The organism is Streptomyces sp. NPDC048639 (genome assembly GCF_043199075.1).
Classification (GTDB): domain Bacteria; phylum Actinomycetota; class Actinomycetes; order Streptomycetales; family Streptomycetaceae; genus Streptomyces.
The window spans coordinates 1-22730 of record NZ_JBICVP010000019.1; the positions used below are offsets into that span (position 1 = coordinate 1).

The window sequence follows — 22730 nt, forward strand, 5'->3', positions numbered from 1 at the left end:
AGCGGTGGCGTGATCCGTACGCGGGTCAACGAGGTCAGGGAGACCGGCCGTGACACCATGGGTGTCCAACTGATCAACCTGGGCAAGCGCGATGCCGTGATCGGGATCGCCAGGAACGCCGAAGCCGGGCGCGAAGCCGAGGAAGTCGACGCAGCGCCGGACGTAACGGAAGCCGACTGAGCCGTCGAACGATGCCGGGGCTGACAGGCGGAGTGCCGGTGATCCCGTGGCAAGGCCACCGCTCTGAGACACAATCTCAAGAGCGGTGGCCCACATTGCGTGATGTACGAGGACGTTCTTCTACAGCAGGCTGAAGAAGGTCTCCATCGCCGCGTTGTCGCCGGCCGCCCCGACTCTCCCTATCGAGCTGGCCATCCGGTGGCTGTCGAGCGCCCGGACGAACTTCCGAGACCGGAACTGCGATCCGCGACCGCTGTGCAGGATCATCCGTCGACCTGCCCCCGCCGGGCGACGGCGTCTCCAGGGCGATCACGCCCAGGCGGACTTCATCCGAGCATCGTGTAGTAGCTCAGGAATCTGTACAGCACACGGCAGTACGGCGATGTATCGGTGACCCGCCACGCACGCAAACGAGGGTCCAGATGAAGGGGTGATCTTCAAAGTCGCCCTGCTCAACCGGAGCTTCGATGTGCCGTCATTCTGCACGTGTCTGTCTGATCAAGTCGCCTTCGCGTCAGGACCGCGTATTCGTCGGCTTGCCGACACGGCTTGGGACGCGGGTGGATCCGCGGTTGCCGACGCGGGAAGCGTCAACCGTTCGTGAGCGTGCTGCTAGTTGGCCGGATCAGCTCCCACGCCGCATCAACAGATCCCGCGGGTACGGCTGCCGCCGGTCGTGTCCCGCGACGTGGTGTAGGGGATCAAGTGTTTCGCATTCCGGTACGAGGCCCCTGACGATCTCCGCAGAGGCGGTTCGCCCACGAGGCGCCCTGCTGAGGCCAGTTGAGCCCCCGGTCCGGCGAGAGCGATGCCCTCGACCTGCGGACTCCGGCGCCTTGATCGACTCCCCATTACCTTCTTGGTGGCCCCGCAATGGGGCGCCCGGCCTCTGGAGTTGGCATGACTTTCTCCCCCTGTCGAACGCATGGCCTGGGGGGTGGTGTCACCGGCTGCGGAGGCATCGACTGACCGCTGATTAGGGGCATGACCACCGGCTTCTTCGCAGGTCGGGAGGCTCTTTGTAATGTGGATGTGGCGATCGGTGCCGTGGGACGGCCGGGCGGGGACGACCGAAGTACGCACGTGATCGACGTCAGTGAGATCGGCGTCTTCCTCGGCCTGGACGTCGGCAAGGGCGAACACCACGCCACTGCCGTCACCCCGGCCGGGAAGAAGGCGTTCGACAAACGGCTGCCCAACAGCGAACCCAAGCTCCGCGAGGTCTTCGGCAAGCTACAGGCCAAGCACGGGACCGTGCTGGTTGCCGTGGACCAGCCCGCCTCCATCGGCGCTCTGCCACTGGCGGTGGCGAGGGACATGGGCTGTCCCGTCGCCTACCTGCCCGGGCTGACGATGCGGCGGATCGCCGACCTCTATCCCGGCGAGGCCAAGACCGACGCCCGCGACGCGTTCGTCATCGCCGACGCGGCTCGCCTCATGCCCCACACACTCCGCTCGGTCGACCTCGAAGACGAGACCATCGCCGAGCTGGAGATGATCGTCGACTTCGACGACGACCTGGCAGGTGAGGCCACACGCGTCAGTAACCGTCTTCGCGGCCTGCTCACCCAGATCCACCCGCACCTGGAGCGCGTCCTGGGCCCGCGCGTCCAGCACCCGGCCGTGCTCACGCTGCTGGAGCGGTTCGGGTCCCCAGCCCAGATCCGCAGGCCGGACGCCGCCGGCTGGTGACCTTGCTGCGGCCGAAGGCACCGCGGATGGCCGAGCGACTGGTCGAGGAGATCTTCACCGCGCTGGACGAGCAGACCGTGGTCGTCCCGGGAACGGACGCGGCCGCGCTGATCGTCCCGAGCCTGGCCGGCTCCCTGACCGCCGTCCTTGACCAGCGGAAACTGTTGGCCGGACGGATCGAGGAACTGCTGGAGGCCCACCCTCTTTTCAAGGTCCTGACCTCGATGCCGGGGATCGGCGTCAGGACCGGAGCCAGGATCTTGATCGACGTGGGCGACGGCAGCAGCTTTCCATCCGCCGCCCACCTCGCCGCCTATGCCGGCCTCGCCCCGGTGACCCGCAGCTCGGGCTCGTCGATCCGTGGCGAGCAACCGTCTCGGAGAGGAAACAAACAGCTCAAACGGGCCTTCTTCCTCTCCGCGTTCGCAGCCCTGGCCGACCCGGCCTCCCGAACCTACTACGCCAAGAAAATCAGCCAGGGCAAGCACCACACCCAAGCCCTCCTCTGCCTCGCACGACGCAGAACCGACGTGCTCTTCGCGATGCTCCGTGACGGCACGTTCTACAAACCCCAACCAGTCCCAACAGCTTGACCAAACCCATAGGGGCACCCCCCGGCGGGACACGACCCTGCCGGCTGCCCACGTTTACCAGCGGACCGCAGGCACGCCCGACCGCAAGCCCTGAAAATCGGACACCCACCGGCGACTCACACAACGCCCCACTGAGGACACTCCGAGCACCGGGTGGGCAGACTCAGGGTTATGTCAGCGATCTCGTGAAAGATCAGGTTGAACCGCCGCTCAGTCGGGGCCCCTGACCATTGGGGCTGCGTGCATATCGCCCGTTGAGGCAGAGAGCGGAACTCGGCGTCATAGATGCGTTTCCTGGAAGCCATAGCCCCAACTATCCCTTCGATCACGGTCTTCACAGTAGGAGGGGAACCGCACACGGCATCGTCATCCACAACAAGATCGAAACCAAGTGTTAGAGATCTGTAAGCCCTTAGCCTCGATGACATGACGAACTCCGCTCAACCCTCCCGCACCGTGACCGTCGCCGTGGTCCAGGCGGCCGCTCCGCTGTTCGACACACCAGTCGCGCTGGTCCGCGCCAAGAAACTGATCCGCGAGGCCGCCGTCCGCCACGGAGCGAAAGTTGTCGTACTTCCCGAGGCGTTCTTTGGCGGCTATCCCAAGGGACTGGACTTCGACATGACGGTCGGCAGCCGCACCCCGGCCGGCCGCGACCTGTTCCGCCGTTACCACGCCTCCGCCATCGAGATCCCCGGCCCGGAGGTCGCGGCCCTCGCCACCGTCACTCGGGAGCTCGGATGCCACGCCGTAGTGGGCGCGGTCGAACGCCAGGGCGGCACGCTGTACTGCGCCGCGCTCTTCTTCGGCCCCGACGGTTACCTGGGTCTGCACCGCAAACTGATGCCCACCGCCGCCGAGCGATACCTGTGGGGCCAGGGCGACGGCTCCACCCTCCAAGTCATCGACACAGGCAGCGCCCGCATAGGCGCAGCCATCTGCTGGGAAAACTACATGCCGCTCTTCCGCACGGCGATGTACGCCAAAGGCGTCGACCTGTGGTGTGCGCCGACGGTGGACGACCGCGATGCTTGGCAGGCCACCATGCGGCACATCGCGCTGGAGGGCCGCTGCTTCGTTCTCAGCGCCAACCAGTACCTGCGTCGCGACGCCCTGCCGGACGACCTTCACCCCGTCCAGGGCAATGAGCCCGATACGGTTCTGATCGGCGGCGGCTCCGTCATCGTCTCCCCGCTCGGAGAGGTCCTGGCCGGGCCGCTGCGCGACGGCGAGGGCATCTTGACCGCCGACCTCGACCTTGACGACCTCGCTCGCGCCCGTTTCGATCTCGACAGCACCGGCCACTACGCTCGCCCCGATGTCTTCACCCTCCACGTAGACGAGTCGCCCAACATCACCGTCACGAGCAGCTGACTGGCAACGGCAGGGCCACGAAGTGGCCGCCCGCCGTGCCTGGCCGCCGGGCGGTCCACACCACAGTTCGGGCCGAGGCCTGAGGGGTGGTGTCAGCGACGTCTGCAGATCGGTGGGGCATCAGGGTGAGCAGGTCTGGGACGCCTCCGTGCACAGGGTGGGGTGATTCAGGGTTCTGTCAGTGATCTCGTGAAAGCCGAGTTCAAGCCGCTCCGGACTCGGGAATGACCTGGTCGTGGGTGACGTGCGCTTGTCGCCCGAGGGTGTGTCTTTCCCGGGGCTGCGAGGGTGAGGGTGGAGCCACTGGATGCGTTCGTGGACGGGCTATTGGCCCAGGTGTCCTGCGCAGACTCATCGAGATCATGCCCGGCCTGCGCTACTTCGTCGCACCGGATGCACAGTCGCTACGACCGGCGGTTGAACGACCGGCCCGTCGCCCCGTGCTGGTCCGGCTGACCGTACGCCAATTCTTCTGCGATACCCCAACCTACCTCTGGCGGACGCTCGTTGAGCAAGGCCCCGCTCGGAACAACGGGCCTTGCAGCGGTCCACCGTCAGCGGCGCCACACCAAACTCGGCGATGCCCTTGCGCTGTTCCCCCTCGCCCGACCACAACACGATCCGTTCACGAAGCGCCACATCAGCCGGAACATCCCGCGAGCCGGCTAACTTCCGTGGTTCTGCCATCTGTTCAGAGGAGAGATCCATGTTGAACTCAACGAGCCAACCAGCCTCAGGTTCCACGAACAGGATCACGAGGCACTAGAGATCAGCTGTGCCATACGCCAATCGACTCGACGGCGAACCCGTGCTTGAACTGCAGGCCGTCCTCCTCAGTCAGGTGCCTCGGCGCACCGGTCTTTACTCATATTGATGTTGGTATAGCTGAGGTGAGTTCCGGATCGTCCTGCAGAGTCCGAACGCTGGGAACAGCCAGCGTGACAAGGGCGGTCAGAACAATCAGGCAGGCCGCGCCAGCGAAGGCGGTGCCGATGCCGATGTGGTCTGCTATCGGTGCTGCCACTGCCAGGCCGATCGGGTTGAAGACGAAGGAGCCGAACGCATCGTAGGACATCACACGGGATATCGATTCCTCCGGCAGATGCTTCTGCAGGGCCGTGAGGAAGGTGACGTCATTGAGGCTGACACACATACCGGTGACGAACATCGCGGCAGCGGTGATTGCGACCGGCGCGACGCAGGCCAGACTTACCAGGGTCGGAACAATGCCCAAGGTAAAGAGCACCGCCGCCCGCAAAGGTCGCTTGGGTCGGGTTCGTATGGCTAGCAGGCTGCCCGCCACGAACCCGGCAGCTTGGGCGGTAAGGATGGCGCTCCACCCGGATGCGCCGCTGAGATGCTCCTCGGCCACGACCGGCCCAAGAATCATGAAGCAGCCACCGATGCACAGATTTACCAGTGCAAGTTGGGCGACGCCGGTCCACACCCAGGTCCGTGCAGTGAACTCCCGCCAGCCATCCCTGAGCTGGTGAAAGATGCCTTCCTGTGTGGACGAGTGTCCATCCGTCGTACCCGTAGGTCGAAGGCCGGCCAACAGCGCCGCGGATACCAGGAAGGTCACCGCATCCACCGCTAGCGCCCATCCGGCGCCGAGCAGCGCAATCAGCACGCCCGCGAGCGCTGCGCCACCGATGCCGCCGGCATTCATCGACAATTGGACCAATGCGTTGGCCGACTGGATCTTCTCAACAGGCACTAGCTGCACCATCACGGACCGGGACGCCGGGGTGAACAGCGCGCTGGCGGCGCCGCTCACCAGTGACAGGACAACTAGGTTCGCCGTGGAGGCTGTCCCGGTCAGCACAAGGGCTGCGATTACGCCTTGGGCCAGGCCTGCGGCCAGATCTGCCCAAATCATGACCTGGTGCCGCGGGAGTCGGTCTGCCAGCACGCCACCGTACAACAGGAACACAACCTGCGAGGTTAGGCGGGCGGCGATGACAATCCCGAGGGTTGAGCCTGAGCCACCCGGCATACCGAGGATGGCAAAGGCCAGACCGACAGTGGCGATGGTGTTGCCGAGTAGAGAGACGGAGCGGGCGGAGAACAGCAGTAGAAACGAGCTTTCTCGGAGGAGGGATAGATCGGTACGCAAAGTGATGCCTCCACGAGGACGCTCGGTCAATCTGATGGCTAGTCATGCTTAGTGCGAATGCTGTTGTTTTCCTCGAACCAGCGTGAGGCGGTCGCGGGTCGTTGCGAGCTGCTCCAGCGGCATCGGATCGGCCTTCCAGGGGCGTTGGAGATGGTCGCCAGCCGTACGAGGTACCAAGTGGACGTGCAGATGAAACACGTCCTGCCATCCCGCGCCCTTGTTCGCCTGAAACAGTGTCAGCCCGTCTGGCACCAGTACATCGTGGATTCGAGCCGCCATACGGTGGACGGTGGCCATCACCGCGGCGGCGTCCTCCGCCGTGATCTGCCAGATGTCGGCGGCATGGCGTTTGGGAATGACCAGGGTGTGACCGTCCATGACTGCGGTGATATCGAGGAACGCGACTGTCAGGTCATCCTCGTAGACGATGGCGGCGGGCTGAACTCTCTGGACAATGGCGCAGAATACGCAGTCGCCTTGTGGCAGGCTGTCACTCATAGTCGGCTCCAACAGATGTCATCTCAGGACGTGGTGGGACAAGTTGACAAGCTCACGGGCTGTCCGAGATAGCGGGAAGCGCCTGCTATTGACCAGGCCTGCAGCGGCTAGGTCGTCGAGCTGACCCAGTGAACCGGCGAGTTCTTTGAGGCGGACGGCGAGTGTTCCGAGATCCCTGAAGTCGATCGGGAGGGCCGAGTCGCCGAGCACTTCCGTTAGGCCCGGCACGGGTTGGTAGGCGACCGGCAGGCCGCAAGCCTGCGCCTCAATAGTCACCAGCCCGAACGCCTCCAGCTTGAGCGAGGGGACGATTAGCAGGTCGTGCTGGCTGAACTCGCCCCAGAGCTCCGCCCGGGAAAGCCAACCGCGGTATCGCGTTTTCGACAGGTCGGACCGCGCAGCCAGCGCGGCAAACTCCGCGCGGGGTGCCGCCACCGAGAGCTCGACCCCGTCGAGTCCGGCCACTGCTGAGATGAGATGGGAGGTGGCCTTCTCGGCCGTCAACCGACCAGCGTAGAGCACCCGCAGCTCGCCCGGTTGGCGGTCGGCATGCAGGTGTGGCTGACCGAGCTGTCCATTGAGCAGCTGATCGGGCACGCCCCAGGGGATGTGCACGATTCGATCCGAGGAGTCTAGGGTGAGTTGCTGCAGCCGGTCCGCCATTGCCCTGGTAGGCACAACTATCGCGTCAGCCGACGCTGCGGTCTCTCGGAGCACGTCGGTCTGAGTCGGGTGGTCTGCAGCGAAGAGCAAGTCAGTGCCATGAACCAGCGCGATCCTCGGCTGGTCCGGACAGACTCGCTGCAAGGCAGCCGTTGCCCCAAAGGTCAGGTGCTGAAGGTGCAATACGTCGTAGTCGGTGGTGGCGAATCGGTCCCGAACGGCAGCGCCGAGCCGGTCAACGTAGGCCCAGAATTCGGTCCCTGATACCGCCTTGCCTTTCACTGGGAGCAGCGCCGGCGAGCTCCTTGCGTAACTTGGCTCCACGTTCTCGCGGGCGAGCATGAACACATCTGCTCGGACAAGCGGGTCTGGCGCGCCGTAAAGATCGTGCAATAGCTCCACGCTGCCACCGGGGCTGCCCGGCGGAAGGTCAATTCCAGTGAGGATCTTCACATGAGCTCCTCGTGTAGACGCGATGTGTCGATGCCGCTCGTTCGGGTATATTTCTGGCCCATGTCCTGGTAACTGGCCGCTGCGCCCCGCGTCTTCAGAAATATAATCTTCCCAAAGGTCATTCCTGGGTAGATCCGCACCGGGCGGGCGACTTGAATTTCAAGGGTCCACCTGATGGCGTGGCCGACATGTCCGAGCGGTGCCGAAACATGCACCCAAACACCGAGCGCGCCCACGGTGCGGTCGCCATTTATCATCTGCGCGAATCGTTCGGAGTGGGTGCGCTCATACGTGACTCCAAGATAGAGCTTTCCCGGTACGATTACCATGCCCTCCGGAGGGAGGGTGTGCTCGATGAATTCAGAGGAACCCGCCGCGTCAAGATCGGAGTCGCAGACACGAATGGTCTCGCCGAGCCGCCAGTCGTAGGCATTCGGCGAAAGTCGGCGAGGGTCAAACGGCTCGATCGCAATGTCCCCGCTCTCAACCGCCTTGGCGATTTCCGCCCGTGTGAGGATCACAGCTGCCCCAACTTGTCCTGCCAGTAACGCGATTCCTGAGGTCCGACCGCACCCTGGTACTTTCCGGAATAAGGTTGAATCTCGCCCAATGTATCGAAAAACATGATCTGGCCAATCCTCATACCTGGGTACACGCGCAACGGCCGGATAGGCGACAGCATCAGTGTCCACTGACCGTGGAAGCCTATGTCGCCGATTGGCGCGGTGATTTCCACGAAAAGCCCGAGCCGGCCGACCGAGGAGCGGCCGAAGAGCAGGGGCACGAAGACATCGGAGCCGACTTCCTCCACCGTATGCCCCAGATACAGTTCCCCAGGCTGCAGCACAAAGCCATCGGAGTCCATTTTAATGGCCTCCGTCGGGTTCGGCTGATATGCATCAATGATGGGACTCGTATAGGTGACGAGCGTCTCCCCGAGGCAAACGTTGTAACTGTTCGGATTTACTTGATCTCGATTGAACGGCGCTACAGAGATCCTTCCATCGCGGGCTGAATCGATAATTTCAGGTCCTGTCAGAATCACAAGAGACTCCCCCTCTTTTGGTGCGAATATATGGACAGAGGCGTCAAACGAGCCCTACCAGCCCAGTGCAACTGTGCATTTGCCAGCCGGTCAACAATATGTCACGCTGACTCGCGTGAAACATGTCATAGCCCTCGATGTGGGCGGCACCAGACTAAAGGCCGCACTGGTCGGAATTAACGGCGAGTTGCTGTGCGAGGACCAGCGAGACACCATTCGTGAACTCGGCCCCAAAGTCGTCATGGAATCGATCCTCGAATTCGCCGCCGAATTGCGTGCCCATGGCGAACGCCGTTTCGGCGAGGCCGCTTCAGCAGCTGGCGTAGCCGTACCCGGCATCATTGACGTCGGTACCGGTACCGCGGTGTACGCGGCTAACCTTGGCTGGCGTGACGTCCCTCTAAGGTCGCTGCTCGTCGAGCGCCTAGGCGGCATACCGGTCGCCCTCGGACACGACGTCCGCACGGGTGGGCTCGCCGAGCGCCGGATTGGTGCGGGTCAAGGCATCGACCGGTTCCTGTTCCTGGCTCTCGGCACCGGCATTTCCGGCGCAATCGGCCTTGGTGACCACATTGAGGCCGGAGCAGGCGGTCTCGCTGGCGAGATCGGCCATATCGTGATAAGGGAGGGGGGACTCCAGTGCGCCTGCGGTCAGCAAGGGTGCCTGGAGCAGTACGCATCGGCCTCGGCCGTAGGGCGAGCCTGGGCCGCCGTTTCGGGCGGGCCAGACGCGAGGGACTGCGTAAGGGCGCTCGAAGCGCGTGACGACCGTGCCAGTGCAGTCTGGGAGGACGCCGTTACCGCGCTCGCTGACGGATTGGTCACTGCCATCACCCTGCTCAACCCGCGCACCGTGATCATAGGGGGCGGGCTGGCCGAGGCAGGGGAGACACTGTTTACACCGCTGCGCACCGCCGTCCAGAGCCGTCTCACGTTCCAGCAACTCCCGGACATCGTGCCAGCGCTGCTCGGGGGAAAGGCGGGCTGCCTGGGCGCCGGGCTGATGGCCTGGGACCTCCTCAACACCCTCGCTGGGTAACAGCCTTCGCCCTCTCGCTGTTGGCCTGCCGGTGCGTCGGCAGGCCAACGGGACACCGCTGACATGAAATTGACGCTCCATCAGGCATCCGTTACGGCGGAGAGCTCCGACTGAACCGACAGATGCTCCCAAGCTTCCCTGTCACGGAGGTAGACCGGCCTATCTGCCTCGAAGGAGCGACTTTCAGCGCCTCCCGGAGTGAGCCTCCAGCGGATGATCCCGGTCACCGGGCCGGCACAGAAGTCCATGAACGACTGGGTGGCCAAACGCAGTTCGCCGAACCAGCGGCCCTCCAGCGCTTCCCGCACCCAAAGCTGTTCCAGGTGCATCTTCTCACGAATAGTCTCGGCTGAGAGCACCGCCGACTCCAAGTGCCGGTAGCTGCGGAGAAGGAGCCAGGCGGCTGGCATCTCACGGATCTCCAGGACTTTCTGGCCGCCACTGAGGTGCTCCAGACCACTGTACCGGCCAAGGCCGAAGGCGCCGGCCCGCTGGTTCAGCTCTTCGATCAGCCGCACCATCGGCAACCGGACACCGTCGATGGCCACAGGGATGCCGCTCTCGAACCGCAGATCGACGCTGTCTTGGGCAGCTTCTGGCCGTCGGGCGCTCCAGCGGAACAAATGCTCTGGCACCGCGTGCTCCTCGGGGTCATCGAGGATGCCGGATTCGAACTCGCGGCACCAGAGATTCGAGTCACCGCTGACTACCCGTTCGCTCATCTGAGCCAGCCCGAACTCCTTCAGCTCCTGTATTTTGACCTGGCGGTCCACCGGTTCGAGGTCATATGGGCTGCCGTAAGCGCCGTCAAAGTTGAGAAGTTCCAGCGCGCCGTTGAGCCGACGCAGGGTGTTCTGCGACCGGTTCGCGGTATGTAGGACGGCTACCGCGTTGAGTCGCTGTGCCAGCTCGAGCGCGAACTGTGCGATCAGCGGACGGCTCAGGGTGGAACTCACCGGGTGGGTACCCAGGTACACCGCCTGACTGACGATGGCGGCCCGCACGAAGTCGTTGGCGAAGATTTCCCGGCCGTCCACGATGTGCAGCTGGACGCCGAGCTCGTCTGCGATCTCCTGCTTCTGTTCGCTGGTCTCGTCCTCGCCGAGGTCCACACTCAGAGCGTGGATGTCCCGGAGCCCGGCTTTCACCAGCCGCAGCAGGAGGTAGCTGCTGTCGAGCCCACCGCTAAAGAGCGTGACGACAGGCGCCTGCGCTGGTAAGGCATCGGTCGTGAGCTGGTGGAAAGAGCGGATTCGGCTGTTGCGGCGTTGCATGGTGGTCCTTCGAAACGAGGTAGGGAAATTGAGTCGAAGAGGCACGTCCGGTTCACAGGTGAGCACGGCGCTCGTGGAGCCCGAGGTAGGTTCACCTCAGCCGCAGAAGACCCCACGCGGACTGGGACGTGCTGCAGACCGAGAGTTCACAGCGTTCCGGCGGCCGAGCTTGCGGACGGCTGCGCCAGCGCTCCACTCGTCACCCAGCGAGAACACTTCCCGAATGACTATTCGGTAGGGCAGGACGGAACGCCGGTACGCAGCGATCCATCCCTCGCGGCAGGACGCTTCCGAGCGTCACCACTGCAGCCCGCATGTATTCGTCGACGGCGTAGATGCCATTCAGACTCCGTTCGGTGGTAGCAACCCGATGCAGACCGTAGAGCACGCTCTCCATACTCGTGGTGTCCGTGACGAACAGCATCTGCCTCATCCGCTATCCCGATGATTAGGTCCGCGGGCTGACTCTGCGCGATAGCACTTCTTTTACACTTCCTTTACGTTGAGATGCCCCAGACCGTGAAGCTCACGCACTCAGCAATTGCAAGCTGCAGCGAGACGCAGCACGCGAGCCATAATTCATGATCGGGGTCACTTATGCAATGACGTATTTGACGCCGCAACTGCGCTGAGACGGTATGCACCGGTTCCACCCGGTTCGCAACCGCAGATCCCAAATTCAGCCTATGGGTCGGCCGACCAGGCTCTTGACTGCAGCAAGTTGAGCGTTGTATTTGACATAGAACGGTAATTATATCCGGAATGTGCAGACGCTTCCAACTTTTGGACATAACGGTAATCAGGGGCAGGTCACCCAAAGAGCATCATTGCAAGCGTCCATCGGAGACTGTTGCGAAATGCTGCTTGATTGTTTAGTTTTCTGGAGGTTCTGGCGCCGGGTGTCCGGCTGCGGGGACGTGAAAATTCCGCCGATGCCTACTTGCACTCACAGATTCGATAGTTTCGGGTGGCATCGGACGGTCCCGAGCGCCATGTCCGAAACCTTGTTGGGGGAATATCGGACCGGCCTTCGGCAATCAGCCAAGACTCATCGGCACAGATTCTGTGGTGCCCTGTCGACCGATCCGGTCGCTGCGCGAGAGGACGGATCAGCCAGTGATTCAGCAAAACGACGGGCCTGCCGGGGCCGGGCCGGCAACCACCCTGCACGCCCTATACGAGTCCTGCGCGGAGCTGTATCCGGACAAGACGGCTGTGGTTACAGCCGACGAGACGCTGACATACGGTGCATTGAACGCTCAAGCGAACCGGCTGGCCTGGCGCCTTCAAGAGCTGGGCGTCGGGCCCAATACGCTGGTGGGGATCTGTGTCGAGCGATCAGCCAGGATGATCGTCGGACTGCTAGGCATTCTGAAGGCTGGCGGCGCATACGTCCCATTTGATCCCGGATATCCTGCGGAGCGACTGGAGTTCATGCTGCGGGACAGCGCTGTCCCCGTGATGGTCACTCAGAGTCGGCTGGTCGCCTCGCTCCCGGATCACGAGGCGGCCATTGTTCTGCTCGATGAAGACTCGACATACCCCACTGAAAATCCACCCACCATCGGCGTGTCAGATCTCGCCTATGTCATTTACACGTCCGGGTCCACGGGGACGCCCAAGGGCGTGCTTGTCCCGCACGAAGGCGTAGTGAACCTGGTTACCGAACAGACCTACGTGTCGATTACGCCAGAGGACCGAGTCGCTGCGCTGGCCACGCTGTCCTTCGACGCCTCCACCTTCGAAATCTGGGGGCCGCTGGTCAACGGAGCGGCCTGCGTCGTCTACACGTTCGATGGCATCGATCTATCCAACTTGTGCGACCAAGTTCGGCAGGATGCCGTTTCCATCCTGCATCTGACCAGCCCAGTGTTCCGGCTACTGGATCACAAGCACTTCGAGTCACTTGCTGGCGTCCACACGCTGCTGTTCGGCGGGGACTCCATCCGCGCGCAGCTGGTTGAAACTGCCAAAGAGTCCTTCGCGGGGCGGCTGATACACCTATACGGGCCAACCGAGACGACTGGCTTCGCCACCTTCCAGGACGTTCGAGCGGACGCTCAGGGAGAGTCGACGACCCCAATTGGCGGGCCAATCGCCCGCGTCCACGTCCGGGTGCTGGGGCCGGACGGAGAGCAGGTAGCTGAGGGCCAACCGGGTGAACTGTTCATCGGTGGAAGGGGCATGACGCGCGGATACCTGAACCGCCCCGAGCTCACTGCCGAGCGCTTCGTCCCAGACACCCATGGCACCCCTGGCACCCTGCTCTACCGGAGCGGTGACCTCGTCCTGTGCCGTCCCGACGGGGCCATTCGGTTCCTAGGTCGCTCCGACCGCCAGGTCAAAGTCCGCGGCTACCGGATCGAACCGGGCGAGATCGAGGCCGCACTCATCAAGCACCCCATGGTGAACGATGCGGTGGTGGTAGCCCGGGAGGACGGGTCAGGTGACAAGCGCCTGGACGCCTATGTCGTCGCATCGCATGTTTCGGTCGACTCTGCCGGTGACTCCGCCCGGGAAGGCTCCAATCACGTGGAGGCCCGGAGGCTGGTGACTGAGCTGCGCCAGCTGATCGTTGAGGCGCTTCCGCGGCATCATCACCCCGCCTCCATCACAGTAATCTCAGCCATCCCCCTCACCGCCAACCTTAAGCTGGACCTGTCGAAGCTGCCGGCACCCGCCGAGGAGCGTGGCCTCACACAAGAGGCCGTGGTGAACCCCCGCAGCGAGCTGGAGGCAGCGCTCGCCCTCATGTGGGGGACGACGCTTGGGCTGGCTGAGGTCGGGATCGATGACAGCTTCTTTGAGATCGGCGGCGACTCCATCTCGGCCGTACAGATGGCCGCTGCGACGACGCAGAGGGCGGCTGTTCCGGTCACGGTGCGGGACATCCTCAAATTCCCGACGATCCGTCAACTGTCCGCCCTGGTCAGCGAGCGAGTGAATTGCCCGGAAGGCAATCCACTCACAGATCCGATCAAGGCGAGGAGTGCCAGGTGAGCGTTAGCGTAGCAGTGACCGGATCTATGACCAGGGCGCAGAAGTTCCAGTGGTACCTCGAAAAGGGACTAGCCGAAGGGCTCCGGCCGCTCCCGCTGGCGACTGACGAGTCCGCTGCCCAACGGCTGGTGCACGCGCTGGAGGAGCGCTTCGAGATTCTACGCACCTCTCTCGCTGTCGTAGACGGCGAACTGCAGCAGCAGGTGCACAGCTCGGGCCAACCGGTACAGAAAGTCGACGTCGAGCCTGACACCACTCCTCAGCAGTGCGTGGCCTGCCTGGTAAAGAAGTTCAGGGGTCAGGAGCACGGGCGAATAGGCAGCTTCCTGGTGCAGTTCCATCTGCTGCAGGAGGAGGATCAGCGCTGGCTTGCCGTGGTCGCCGACAACGTGGCCATGGATGCCGGATTCCACAGCGTGGTGGACCAGGCGATTGATGACATCCTGGCTGGTCGGCAGCGTGATCCGGCGGCCGACGTCCTGAACGGGCAGCGGGGGATCCAGCCAACCGAGATGGCTCAGCGCGAGTCCGGACCACACGGGGACGCCGAGCGCCACCAAGCACTCGAGTACCTGCGAGAACACTTCTCAGCGGCGCCGGCACGGATGCACCGCCACAGCCCGTCCAGCGGTACAAACGAGGGCCGCTACTACCGGAGTACGCTCACACTGCGTGGCGCGGACAGCGTCTTCGCACGCGTGATGTCCGGCACCGGACTGCTGCCCTCGGCAGTGATCCTGGCGGCGTTTACCCAACTACTCTGCTGGCGCGCCGCGTCCGACGCCTGCTCAATCAACGTGTCCCTGGACAACCGGCATAACGCCGAGCTCCGCCGCGTGCTGTGTTCCACCGCGCAACGTGCCCCGCTAACTCTTCCGCGCCAGGACCAGGGCCTGCTTGCAGCCTCCGCCGACGTCCAGCAGGCGCTCGCCATGGGGCATCCTACCTACGGACGGTACGACCCCTTCGACCTGATTAGTGAAAGGGTCCTAGCCCAGCATCGTCGGGGTGTCTGTCTATCCACCGATCTGGCCTTCAACTTTATTCCACCACCGCAAGGTTGGGCGGTACTGCTCGAGTCCGAGCAAGGCCCCTCAAGCGGGACTGACGCTGAGATCACCTGGTCAGTTACGGACGAGCTCTCTTACGAGTACGGAGCCAGCCTGTCGGTACGCTGGTCCGACCCGCGAACCGCCCGGCTGTCAATCCATGGCGACTCTCAGGTGCTGGCGCCCGAGCAGTGCGCGGCGCTGCTGCACGGCATCGAGCTCGTCCTGGCACGGGTCGCAGGGGGCCAGAACTGCACTGCCGACAACATTGCGGCGGAGGTGGGGCTGATCCGGCTGCCACGCGCACCTCACGAGCAGCGGGTCAACGGACAGTGGGTCGACCTTCGGGCCATCGAAGACCGGCTGCTCACCCTGAACGGTGTAGAGAAGGCCGAGCTGACCATTAGCCCTGATGCCCAGTCAGGTATTGCCAGGCTGACCGCCCGGGTCGCAGGGGCTGACGGGATCACGCTGGTTCCACTCGCCCTCCGGGATGAATTGCTCAGGGCCGTAGAGACCGGTGAGCTCCTAGCTATCCCGGACCGATTCGAGATCATCGGCGCCGCGCCCACCGAGTACCACACAACTATTCGTCGGCCCGCGGTCACCGCTGAGGAGGTTACTGTCGAAAGCGTCCTAGCAGAGTCAGGGCTCATACCGGAGCCAAACCTCGACCTCTGCTACGTGCGTGCGGGCGGGCAGCTAGCGAACTACCCGGAGTTTGCTGACCTACTGCGGCGGCGTGAGTACCTCCCACCCAGCTTCTCCCTCGTCAGCGGTATGACCACCTTGCGGACCCTGGCCCAGGAACTGCGCCGGTCCGTCCCCTAGTGGCGCCACCCCACAGCACCGCCTCAACAGGTCAGTCACTGAACGCGCCCAACCTGCCCACGTGGAATCCATACATCATCGGAGCAACCATGACGACCACCAATCGGGACCGATGCCGTTCGAAAAGTCGACACCTTCTGACGGGGCGGCTACTTGCTGGTCCGCGGAGTCCTGACGAAGCAGGAAGATCGACACTTCGCAGGCTTTATTCTCGACGTGTTCCCACGTGATCTGCGTATTCTCGACCAATGGAAAGTGTATGACGGCCCGTCAAACCCCTTCAACACGCCCGGTAACCAGTCCTTAGACGGACCTGAGTTCGTTCCGCTTTCTCAGAACGAGCGGCTCTATCAAGTGGAGGCGCAGCTGCTGTGCCACCACCGGCTGCTCGTGCGGGATGGCTCGCTCGCCATCACTATGCGCCATGACACCCCGCACGAGAGCGACCTCAGCCAGGACCTGCACAGGGAGGATGGGTTCCTCCTCACTCCTGAGGAGATAGAGCTCGTAGGTTGCTACTACTTCACGGATGTGGCGCCGGGCGGTGGCGGGATCCATGTCGTGCCCGGCGGCCATTGCATCGTCGAAGAGGAGTCCCGGGCTGCCCACGCGGACGGCAACTGCACGACGAATGGCGGAACATCCCACACCTCAAGACCATCGAGTGACGGGCGCGGATGGCGACTTCGTGCTGACCCACCACTTGATGCCGCACGCTGCCGCGCACAACAGACGGCCCGAAGCACGGGTGGCCCAGTTCTTCCGCTATGCGAGGGACGACCAGCCCTGGGGTTCCGGCGACCGCCCGGCCGGCCAGCAATACAACGAACTGCAGACTGCGGCGATGACCCCCTAGGCGCAGGCTGACCGGCCTCGAACCCTGGTAGCGCCCGCAGCCCCGGCAATTGCCCAACAGGCCACCAAGTTCAGGAGATCAGCACCGTGCCTGTAGATGAAAAGAGCGCCCTGCATGACTTGTCGATCGACCACGTCGAGCTGTATGTAGAAGATCTCGACGCCACCGTACGTCACTTCGCCCTTAACTATGGGTTCGCGACGTACGGGACCTCCGACCAGCCGGGAGAGGCGACCTCCGCCGCCGTCGGCCGTGACGGAATACGTCTCGTCATCACTCAGGCCCGCGCAGAGGACCACCCCGCAGCCAGCTACACCCGGCAGCACGGTGATGGTGTCACCGATATCGCCTTGGCAGTGCCCGACGCGGCGGCCGCTTTCAATGAGGCCGTCCGACGCGGTGCCCGTCCGGTGACAGAGGTCACTGAGGCTGAGGGCGTGATTACGGCGAGCATCGCCGGCGTCGGCGACGTCCGGCACACCTTCGTCCAACGCAGCGAGGACATCGACAGCCGACAACTCCCCGGCTTCACCCTAGCGCGCCAATCTGAGCCAGAGGTGGATACCGGCCTGCTCGAGATCGACCACTTCGCGGTGTGCGTCGAAGCCGAACTGCTTCGAGCCACTGTCAAGTTCTACGAGGAGGTCCTGGGCTTCCGGAATACCTTCACCGAGAAGATCGCCGTCGGCGCACAGGCAATGGACTCAGAGGTGGTGCAGTCCTCGACCGGCACCGTCACGCTGACCCTCATCGAGCCCGACACCAGCCGCGAGCCGGGCCAGATCGATCACTTCATCAAGAACCACGGCGGCTCCGGCGTTCAGCACATCGCATTCCGCACCGAGGACGTAGTACGGTCCGTCGGCACGATGAGCGAGCGGGGGGTGGAGTTCCTGACTACCCCGCCTGCCTACTACCGGATGCTCGGAGACCGCCTGCGGCTGGTTCGACACTCCACCCAGTCGCTCGGCGCCCTGAACATCCTCGCCGACGAGGACTACGACGGCCAGCTCTTCCAAATCTTCACCCGCTCGATACACCCGAAGCGGACGCTGTTCTTCGAGGTCATCGAACGCTCCGGGGCGACCACGTTCGGCAGCGGCAACATCAAGGCGCTGTACGAAGCGGTGGAAGCGGAGCCGCTAGGGTGACAGCCACAGACGACCGCCCCGCCGCAGCCGCGGTGAGCCTGGAGGACGTCCGTGCCACGGCCCGGACCGCACTCGACCCTGGTGTGTGGGATTTCGTCGACGGCGGCAGCGGCACCGAGTCCACGCTCGCCGCCAACCGGGCCGCCTTCGCCGAACTTGCCTTAGTCCCCCGGGTACTGACTGGCGTCACCGCCGCGGACACCACCGTACAGCTGGCAGGAACCACAGCGGCGATGCCCGTCGCCATTGCGCCTATGGCTTACCAGCGTCTGCTGCACGACGAGGGCGAACTCGCCGCAGCCCGTGCTGCCCGGACAAGTGGCGTCCCCTACATTGTCAGCACGCTCAGCAGCCACCGCTTGGAGGACATCGCCGCTATTGGCGCCGACACCTGGTTCCAGCTCTACTGCCTGCGCGACCAGGCGAAGAACGACGAACTGGTCGACCGGGCCGAAACGGTGGGCTGTCGGGCGCTGATGGTCACCGTGGACGTGCCGCTAATGGCCCGCCGACAGCGCGATATTCGCAACAGTTTCGCTCTGCCCGAGCACATCCGCGCCGTCAACCTCGATAGCGGCCCCGGCGGCCAGGTCCAGCGCCGAGTCGACGGTGCCTCGGCACTCGCAGTACACACCGCAGCCGCATTCGCCCCTGGCCTGTCCTGGACGGATCTCGAACGGCTCCGCCGTCGGACCTCGCTCCCCCTTGTGGTTAAAGGCGTCCTCGACCCACGCGACGCCCGCATGGCGGCTGACCTCGGCGTCGACTCAATCGTGGTCTCCAGCCACGGAGGTCGCCAACTGGACGGCGTCCAGCCCAGTCTGCGCGCCCTGCCGGGGGTGGTGGCCGCGTCCGGGGAATGCGAGGTTCTGCTGGACAGCGGGGTCCGCAACGGCACCGACGTACTCAAGGCGCTTGCCCTCGGAGCCCGCGGCGTGCTGCTTGGCCGCCCCGTCTTGTGGGGCCTGGCCGCTGGCGGCGAAACCGGGGTCGCTGAGGTACTCGGTCTGCTGCGCACCGAGCTGGCCGAGGCTATGACGCTGGCCGGTTGCGGCGATCCCGCGGCGGCGACTCGACTTCGTACTGAAAGGCTGTGACCGTATGTCTGAAGTGCCCCCAGTAGACCTGGTGACCGCCGAGTTGCATGGCTCACTGGAGGACCCTGCCCTCACCTCGATGAACCTCCTCAACGAGGTGGCCTCGCGTTTCCCAGGGGCGCTCTCTTTCGCCGCTGGACGCCCCACCGAGCGCTTCTTCGACCCGGAGGTGGTGCACAGTTGGCTGCGCACCTTCAGCCGCCACCTCACCGAGGAGCGAGGGCTGCCGGAGGAGGAGGTGCGCCGCACCCTGTGCCAGTACGGTCGAACCAAGGGCATCGTCCACGATCTGATCGCCCAGAACCTGGCCCGCGACAGCGGCATCGAGGCCGACCCGGAAGCCGTGGTGGTCACTGTCGGCTGCCAGGAGGCAATGTTCTTGGTCCTACGCGCGCTACGGGCGGATGAGCGTGATGTCTTGCTGTCGGTCTCACCGATGTACGTGGGTCTCACCGGGGCTGCACGACTGGTCGACCTGCCCGTCCTGCCAGTCATCTCCGGGCCGACGGGCATCGACTTGGACAACCTAGTGGCGCAGATCCGGAAAGCCCGGCAGCAGGGCCTGCGCCCTCGGGCCTGCTACGTGATGCCCGACTATGCAAACCCCTCGGGCCTCAGTCTCAATCTCGCCCAGCGGCACGAACTCCTCGCACTGGCAGAGCAGGAGAACATCCTGCTCTTGGAAGACAACCCATACGGTCTGTTTCACAGCGGCCAGGGGACACCCCCCACGCTCAAGGCTCTGGACAGCGGCCGCCGTGTGGTCTACCTCGGCTCCTTCGCCAAGACGGTGCTACCCGGCGCCCGAGTCGGCTACGTCGTGGCCGACCAGCGCGTCGCCACGGCCGATGGGGAAGTCGGGCTGTTCGCCGACCAGCTCTCCAAGATCAAGAGCATGGTGACTGTGAATACCTCACCAATCGCTCAGGCCATTGTGGGCGGTGCCCTGCTGGAGAACGACTTCAGCCTAGAACAGGCCAACACCCGGGAGCGCGGGATCTACCGCGACAGCCTCAACCGACTCCTGACCGGACTTCACAGCCGCTTCGGCCAGCATCCCGGCATCAGCTGGAGCGCGCCTGCCGGCGGCTTCTTTGTCTGCGTGACCGTCCCGTTTACGGTCGACGACGCACTGCTGGAACACTCAGCGCGTGAGCACGGCGTCCTGTGGACCCCAATGAGTCACTTCTACAGCGGCGCGGGAGGGACCAAAACTCTCCGGCTGTCGGTTAGTTCGCTTACCGCCGAGGCGATCGATGAGGGTCTTGACCGAATCGCCGAGCTTTTCACTGAACAGATGGCCGTGAAGGTAGCGTCTTGAGTAAGAACCTCACCGATCGCGTCCAATTCATCTCGGCAAACGAGACGCCGAATACCTCGATCTATCGGCATTGGAGGTAAGGTGAATCGCAATTCGAATCCCTTCAAATCAACCATCGACGTCCTGTCATTCAACATCCGTCACGGCGATGGCCTCGACGGCGTTCTAGACCTAGAACGGATCGCCCGCGTAATCCAGGTTAGCGGCGCCGAGATTGTTGGGCTTCAGGAGGTAGACCGTCACTTCGGAGAGCGTAGTGACTGGGCAGACCAGGCAACTGAGTTGGCGCGGCTACTCGGCTACCACCTGGCCTATGGGGCGAACATCGACCTGGATCCGCCCGCTCCCGGAAGGCCGAGGGTCCAGTACGGCACGGCAATACTGTCCCTTCATCCGATCACCCGCTGGGTTAATACGCATCTGTTCTGCTCTCCGAGCGAGGAGCAGAGAGGCCTGCTGCATGCCGAGATCGACGTGCACGGACTTCTGCTGCAGGTCTTCAACACACACCTTGAGCTGTTCTCGGAGAGCGACAGGCTTCAGCAGGCGAAGGAGATTGTCGAGCTGATCGGAGACACCGATCCGGCAATCTTGCTCGGCGACTTCAACGCTTCCTCGAAATCCCTGGAGATCAGCACGATCAAGGACGGATTCACCGATTCCTGGACGGCTTTCGAGGGCCAAGAGATTGCGACCTTCCCGTCCGACGCGCCAAAGCAGTGCATTGACTACATCTTCGCGGGCAGGAGGGTGACGCCAGTCAAAATCGGTCTCGTCACAGACGATCCGGCAGCCTCGGACCATCTGCCGGTACTGGCCAGGCTGACTGTGAGTTACAAGAGTAGGACACAGACAGATGAATCGGGTCGGCCTGCCGACTGAAAGTTTCACCTTCTAATCATTTAGCCACGCTACCCAACCTGACGTTTTCGTTCTGCTTCTTGCTCACACCAGAACTGCGAGCTGATCGCTGGTGTGACCGCGCTCCGACGCCGATGTCGCGTCTAAAGCGACGCAAGTCCAGACTTAAACGTCCATACGCAGCTAGGAGCCCTGTGAGAACCGCCGCCGTCTACGGAACCGGCCTGATCGGTACCTCCGTAGCCCTGGCACTCGTGGCGCGCGGTGTCACCGTGCATCTGGTCGACCACGACCTCAAGCAGGCCCGCATAGCCGCCGCTCTCGGCGCCGGCACGGACGCCGCCCCCAAGGGCCGGGTCGACCTCGCCGTGGTCGCCGTGCCGCCCGCGCATGTAGCGGCGACCCTCGCCGAGGTGATGGAGCGCGGCGCGGCTCGCGGGTACATCGACGTGGCCAGCGTGAAGGGCGGACCGCACCATGAGCTGGAGGCGCTCGGCATAGACCTGACCGCCTACGTCGGTACGCATCCCATGTCCGGCCGCGAACGCTCGGGCCCGCTGGCCGCGACCGCCGACCTCTTCGAGGGCCGGCCCTGGGTGCTCACCCCGACCCGAGACACCGACACCGAGGTGCTTAACCTGGCGCTCGAGCTGGTCGCGCTGTGCCAGGCCGTGCCGGTCGTCATGGACGCGGACGCCCACGACCGTGCCGTCGCCCTCGTCTCACACATGCCGCGCCTCGTCTCCAGTATGGTCGCGGCCCGCCTGGAGGACGCTGAGGAGGCGGCGGTACGTCTCTGCGGCCAGGGCATACGGGATGTCACACGGATCGCCGCCTCCAACCCCCGGATGTGGATCGACATCCTCTCGGCCAACCCAGGCCCGGTCGCCGAGCTGCTTTCCGCACTCGCCGCCGACCTAGACGAGACCGTGGGGGCGCTGCATGCGCTGCAGTCCGCAGACGAGGACAAACACAGGCTGGGCGCCGCGGGGATCGAGGAAGTGTTGCGGCGGGGCAGCGCCGGGCAGGTACGGGTGCCCGGCAAGCACGGCTCGGCCTCGACAACGTTCGAGACCGTCGCCGTCCTTATCGACGACCAGCCCGGGCAGCTGGCCCGGATCTTCGTCGACGCGGACCGGGCCGGTATCAACATCGAGGACGTACGCATCGAGCACGCCACCGGGCAGCAGGCGGGGCTTGTGCAGTTGATGGTGTGGCCCAAGTCGGCGCCGTTGCTCAGCGCTTCGCTGCGGGAGCGGGGATGGTCCATCAGGGAGGTAGTGAAGCACTGAAAGCCTAACGGCCGGTGAGCGAGCGCATGTTCGACGAATGTCTCCTATGACCGCGAGACGCGGCTCCGCCGGAGCTCGCACCTGCCGCACGCTGATCACCAGCCGCCGCAGCCTATTAGTAACGGAGTCCTACTATGCGGGCTAAACGGAACTGCTGTCACAACCCTGAATCTGGTTCTGTCAGCGATCTAGTGAAACCCAATGTCACCTATGTGCCGCACGGCACCAGGAACCTGTTCGCCGCGCTGAACGTCACGACCGGTGAGTGCTGGGCGAGTGCAGGCCGAACCGGAACGGCACGAACTTCCTGGCGTTCATGAAGGCCGTCAATCCGCATACGGGGAA

Annotated in this window: 17 protein-coding genes and 2 pseudogenes; 12 read left to right on the forward strand and 7 right to left on the reverse strand. The window is 64.0% G+C overall.

From position 1 onward, the window contains the following. Positions 1-180: DNA gyrase C-terminal beta-propeller domain-containing protein (locus tag ACGFNH_RS32260; protein WP_393659887.1), on the forward strand; the 180-nt coding region annotated here is incomplete at its 5' end. Positions 181-303: 123 nt separating this feature from the next. Here the strand turns inward: ACGFNH_RS32260 and ACGFNH_RS32265 are convergent. Then, positions 304-444, reverse strand: a pseudogene (locus ACGFNH_RS32265) (IS3 family transposase); the annotation flags it as partial. An 819-nt stretch (positions 445-1263) separates the two neighbouring features. Between ACGFNH_RS32265 and ACGFNH_RS32270 the strand changes: the two are divergent. Both ACGFNH_RS32270 and ACGFNH_RS32275 read left to right on the forward strand, forming a co-directional pair. Next, positions 1264-2465 (forward strand): annotated as a pseudogene (locus tag ACGFNH_RS32270) (IS110 family transposase). A 426-nt stretch (positions 2466-2891) separates the two neighbouring features. Further along, positions 2892-3839: a nitrilase-related carbon-nitrogen hydrolase gene (locus ACGFNH_RS32275; protein WP_393659889.1), complete on the forward strand. Its 948-nt coding sequence runs from the start codon at positions 2892-2894 to the stop codon at positions 3837-3839. 865 nt (positions 3840-4704) lie between these two features. Here ACGFNH_RS32275 and ACGFNH_RS32280 read toward each other — a convergent pair. From ACGFNH_RS32280 to dcd, 5 genes are read right to left on the reverse strand one after another with little or no spacing between them, the layout of a single operon-like run. Continuing rightward, a complete protein-coding gene (locus ACGFNH_RS32280; protein WP_393659891.1) occupies positions 4705-5955 on the reverse strand; it encodes an MFS transporter in 1251 nt (416 codons plus the stop codon). 48 nt (positions 5956-6003) lie between these two features. Next, positions 6004-6453 carry an HIT family protein gene (locus ACGFNH_RS32285; RefSeq protein WP_393659893.1) on the reverse strand — a complete coding sequence of 150 codons (450 nt, stop codon included), beginning with the start codon at positions 6451-6453 and terminating at the stop codon, positions 6004-6006. Between the two features lie 18 nt (positions 6454-6471). Beyond that, positions 6472-7569: a glycosyltransferase family 4 protein gene (locus tag ACGFNH_RS32290; protein ID WP_393659894.1), complete on the reverse strand. Its 1098-nt coding sequence runs from the start codon at positions 7567-7569 to the stop codon at positions 6472-6474. Then, on the reverse strand, positions 7566-8090 hold the full coding sequence (locus ACGFNH_RS32295) for a deoxycytidine triphosphate deaminase (RefSeq protein ID WP_393659896.1): 525 nt from the start codon (positions 8088-8090) through the stop codon (positions 7566-7568). Before ACGFNH_RS32295 ends, ACGFNH_RS32290 begins: the two co-directional genes overlap by 4 nt. Next, positions 8087-8614, reverse strand: a complete 528-nt coding sequence (gene dcd, locus ACGFNH_RS32300) for a dCTP deaminase (protein WP_393659898.1) — start codon at positions 8612-8614, stop codon at positions 8087-8089. Before dcd ends, ACGFNH_RS32295 begins: the two co-directional genes overlap by 4 nt. A gap of 115 nt (positions 8615-8729) precedes the next feature. Between dcd and ACGFNH_RS32305 the strand changes: the two genes are divergently transcribed. Next, complete coding sequence (locus ACGFNH_RS32305) at positions 8730-9653, forward strand: ROK family protein (protein WP_393659900.1); 924 nt, start codon at positions 8730-8732, stop codon at positions 9651-9653. An 80-nt stretch (positions 9654-9733) separates the two neighbouring features. Here the strand turns inward: ACGFNH_RS32305 and ACGFNH_RS32310 are convergent, their stop codons facing one another. Continuing rightward, a complete protein-coding gene (locus tag ACGFNH_RS32310) occupies positions 9734-10927 on the reverse strand; it encodes an argininosuccinate synthase-related protein (protein ID WP_393659902.1) in 1194 nt (397 codons plus the stop codon). 1116 nt (positions 10928-12043) lie between these two features. On the opposite strand from ACGFNH_RS32310, the gene ACGFNH_RS32315 reads away from it, so the two are divergent. The 8 genes from ACGFNH_RS32315 to ACGFNH_RS32350 all read left to right on the forward strand — a co-directional run bounded on the left by ACGFNH_RS32315 (position 12044) and on the right by ACGFNH_RS32350 (position 22385). Beyond that, complete coding sequence (locus ACGFNH_RS32315; RefSeq protein WP_393659904.1) at positions 12044-13927, forward strand: amino acid adenylation domain-containing protein; 1884 nt, start codon at positions 12044-12046, stop codon at positions 13925-13927. Between the two features lie 26 nt (positions 13928-13953). Continuing rightward, positions 13954-15807: a hypothetical protein gene (locus ACGFNH_RS32320; protein ID WP_393659906.1), complete on the forward strand. Its 1854-nt coding sequence runs from the start codon at positions 13954-13956 to the stop codon at positions 15805-15807. A gap of 153 nt (positions 15808-15960) precedes the next feature. Next, positions 15961-16674, forward strand: coding sequence for a hypothetical protein (locus ACGFNH_RS32325; protein ID WP_393659908.1), 714 nt, complete (start codon positions 15961-15963; stop codon positions 16672-16674). Between the two features lie 75 nt (positions 16675-16749). Continuing rightward, positions 16750-17814: a 4-hydroxyphenylpyruvate dioxygenase gene (gene hppD / locus ACGFNH_RS32330; RefSeq protein WP_393659910.1), complete on the forward strand. Its 1065-nt coding sequence runs from the start codon at positions 16750-16752 to the stop codon at positions 17812-17814. Then, entirely contained in the window at positions 17811-18911 is a 1101-nt protein-coding gene (locus ACGFNH_RS32335) for an alpha-hydroxy acid oxidase (RefSeq protein ID WP_393659912.1), read from the forward strand. Before hppD ends, ACGFNH_RS32335 begins: the two co-directional genes overlap by 4 nt. A 4-nt stretch (positions 18912-18915) precedes the next feature. Beyond that, the gene (locus tag ACGFNH_RS32340) at positions 18916-20232 is read left to right on the forward strand and encodes a PLP-dependent aminotransferase family protein (protein ID WP_393659914.1); all 1317 of its coding nucleotides are present in this window, start codon (positions 18916-18918) and stop codon (positions 20230-20232) included. 81 nt (positions 20233-20313) lie between these two features. Then, on the forward strand, positions 20314-21114 hold the full coding sequence (locus ACGFNH_RS32345; RefSeq protein ID WP_393659916.1) for an endonuclease/exonuclease/phosphatase family protein: 801 nt from the start codon (positions 20314-20316) through the stop codon (positions 21112-21114). Between the two features lie 173 nt (positions 21115-21287). After that, positions 21288-22385: a prephenate dehydrogenase gene (locus ACGFNH_RS32350; protein ID WP_393659918.1), complete on the forward strand. Its 1098-nt coding sequence runs from the start codon at positions 21288-21290 to the stop codon at positions 22383-22385. The last annotated feature ends 345 nt before the right edge of the window (positions 22386-22730 follow it).

Coding starts and splice junctions, on each gene's coding strand:
- ACGFNH_RS32275 (WP_393659889.1), top strand. CDS start 2,892: ATGACGAACTCCGCTCAACCCTCCCGCACCGTGACCGTCGCCGTGGTC.
- ACGFNH_RS32285 (WP_393659893.1), bottom strand. CDS start 6,453: ATGAGTGACAGCCTGCCACAAGGCGACTGCGTATTCTGCGCCATTGTC.
- ACGFNH_RS32310 (WP_393659902.1), bottom strand. CDS start 10,927: ATGCAACGCCGCAACAGCCGAATCCGCTCTTTCCACCAGCTCACGACC.
- ACGFNH_RS32320 (WP_393659906.1), top strand. CDS start 13,954: ATGACCAGGGCGCAGAAGTTCCAGTGGTACCTCGAAAAGGGACTAGCC.
- ACGFNH_RS32340 (WP_393659914.1), top strand. CDS start 18,916: ATGTCTGAAGTGCCCCCAGTAGACCTGGTGACCGCCGAGTTGCATGGC.